This window comes from Aminobacter sp. P4_H6_2 (genome assembly GCF_056400805.1).
The window spans coordinates 1-2,671 of sequence record NZ_JBFUKO010000696.1; the positions used below are offsets into that span (position 1 = coordinate 1).

The 2,671-nt window shown below is 57.0% G+C and carries 3 protein-coding genes; 2 read left to right on the top strand and 1 reads right to left on the bottom strand.

Features of this window, described 5'->3' with window-relative positions; genetic code table 11:
* The first annotated feature begins 45 nt into the window (after positions 1-45).
* Both AC1DUU_RS28795 and AC1DUU_RS28800 read left to right on the top strand, forming a co-directional pair.
* Positions 46-1,095, top strand: a complete 1,050-nt coding sequence (locus AC1DUU_RS28795; protein ID WP_476786744.1) for a hypothetical protein — start codon at positions 46-48, stop codon at positions 1,093-1,095.
* Between the two features lie 409 nt (positions 1,096-1,504).
* Positions 1,505-2,035, top strand: a complete 531-nt coding sequence (locus AC1DUU_RS28800) for a response regulator transcription factor (protein ID WP_476786745.1) — start codon at positions 1,505-1,507, stop codon at positions 2,033-2,035.
* A gap of 92 nt (positions 2,036-2,127) precedes the next feature.
* On the opposite strand, the gene AC1DUU_RS28805 is transcribed toward AC1DUU_RS28800, so the two are convergent.
* Positions 2,128-2,671 (bottom strand): ABC transporter permease (locus tag AC1DUU_RS28805; protein ID WP_476786746.1); only part of this gene is annotated, 544 nt, incomplete at its 5' end.

Sequence of the window (2,671 nt, forward strand, 5' to 3'; positions counted from 1 at the left end):
GTTTTCGACAGCTTCAACCGGGCTTTCAGAGAGGACTGAGACCAGATGGTCCCTTTCGACAAGGGCACGCGCGATCTGTTGCCACTCTTCGACGCTGGTCCGCGCGAAATCATTGGCGCCGTGTCGGAGGAGGGTGGCGGCCCTGCCCATGCAGAAGGGTTCCCACCTTCGCCCTCTCCGTCAAACGTGTATCGGCCTGCAGATTCACCTGCGGCTGAGCACAAAGGTGATGGCGAGCACACCCCACTGCCGATCAAGGGACCGGCATCGCCGGTCGTCGCATCCCATGGCCTGGAGACGTCCGGCAGAGAAGCCGAGGGATTTCACGTCATAGCCATATCCTTGCCTCGCGACCTGTATCCGACGAAGCTTGCCGGCTCCTCCCCTTCGGAAGCTGGGCGCGTTGACGCTCATCACGAGGTGGCACAGGGCGAGAAGCCCGAACCGGGCAACGATGGAGGCGAGGCTGCAAGCCGCGAGCCGGGAGAGGAAAACCGCGTCTCGGACGATGGTGGTCACAGCATTCGGGTGACACAGGTCGCGGAAGTCGACCAGGACGCGAGCATCATCGTCGAGGGCTATGTCGGCGAGGTCGTGGCGCGACTGCACATCGATCAGGACCTCATGATGGACCAGGACGTGGACATCTCCTTCACCATCGATGGTGAAGGGCGCTTCGCGATTTTGGTGGATCAGGACATGCGGATTGACCAGGACACACAGATCGACATTGATTTCTACGACGACAAGGGCGTGCTCTACGTCGATGTGTTCCTGCGCGACTCCATCGCAGTAGAGCAGGACACTACAGTCGACATGCGGATCAGCGACGGGGCCATCGGGGGGACTGTCGACGTCCAACAAGACATAGAGCTGGATCAGGACGTCAATATTGACATCGACATCGAGGATGAACTCCAAGAGCGTTATGTCATCAAGCTTGACGTTGAAGTCCTTCAGGACGTTGACGCAGCACAAGATGCGATCGTCGACATCACTGACCGAAATGGCGAGATCGAGATGGATGTGGAGGCGATGCAAACCGCATCGGTCGATCAGGAAATCATAGTGCGAGCCGACTTTGCCCTAGCTTAGGAAGCTTAGGGAAAAAGCTGCCAGAAGTTATTGAAATCTTTGCTATCGGGAGCCGGCTATTTCCAGGGCATTTGTATAAAATCCGACCATTTTAACCATAAGAGAAATTAGTTGTAGATTAGCTGCCACTAATTCGATTATATGATCTTGGGCGGCAATAACGGGGAAGCGATTGACTATCTCGTTTACGGCCGAGCAAAACGGCTTCGCTCACGAAAGTCCCTCCATAGTCGTCGTCGACTGCAATTCGCTTTCGCGAAGTTGTCTCGCTCGGATACTTCGGAACGAATTCCAAGAATTCGCCATCCTGGAAATCGAGACTGGACACGGCTTTGACGCTAGCATGGTGGGGAAGCAGGTCTCTCTCGTCGCTCTCAATATACAAGGCTGCGTGATGACGGATAGGCGCGTGATTGAGTGTCTCGCCCACCTTCATCAATTGCTTCCTGATGTCCCTCTGGTTCTTCTCACGCAACTCGATGAGGCAACAATCTCCGATGCCATGATCTCCGAAGTGACCCGATATGGCGTCAGAGGTTACCTTACGGTTTCCGCCTCCATCGAGATCGCTGTGGCCGCGGTTCGGCTGGTATTGGCCGGGGGTCTCTACTTTCCACGGTCAGTTCCAATGGACTGCGCGAACGCGGCGCCAATACTAACCGAAAACAACTTCGCCTTGCAGCCGCCATCGCCCCTGAACGGGATGGCACCTGATCTTCCCGCCATCGCCGGCCGGACCGACGTCGCATTCACGGAGCGAGAGCGTCAAGTGCTCGCAACATTGTTGCGGGGCCTGTCGAACAAGGTGATAGCGAGCGAGTTGAACTWGTCGCAGAATACAGTCAAATCACACATATCGCATATCATGCGAAAGCTGCATGCGACCAACCGAACCGAGGCAGTCGTTCTTTCCCAATACAACGGCCCAGCAACAGCGTAGAAATATACCATGCCACAAGTGACGGCGCGTAGTATCTCTGCTGGGGCTTGAGCACAGGTCCGTAATCCTGATGCACGGATCGGCACCCAGACCTATTCGCTCAGACGGAAATTGCGGATCCGGTCGAACAACACGGCAAGCACGATGGCGCCTCCAATGAAGGTGCCCTGCCAGAAGGCGTTGATTCCGAGCAGGCCGAGACTGTTGCGGATCACCTCGATCAATGCCGCGCCGATGATCGCGCCGAAGGCAGTGCCGACACCGCCGGCAAGATTGGCGCCGCCGATGACTGCGGCCGCAATGACCTGAAGTTCCATTCCAGCACCGATATTGGTGGTGACGGCACCAAGCCAGCCTGTCTGGATGATGCCGGCGATGCCAGCCGAGAGCGCCGAGATCATGTAGACCGCGACCTTGATTTTTCGTACTGGGACGCCTGTTAGTGTCGCGGCGTGCTCATTGCCGCCAATGGCAAAGACGTAGCGGCCAAATCTCGTCCAGCGCAGGACAAAGCCGGTGAGTAGCGCCAGCACGATCATGTAAAGCACCGGATTGGCGATGCCGAAGAACCAGGCGCCGCCGCCCAGCGCCAACAGCTTGTCGTGATCGGGGCCAAATTGGAAGACAACCGTGTTG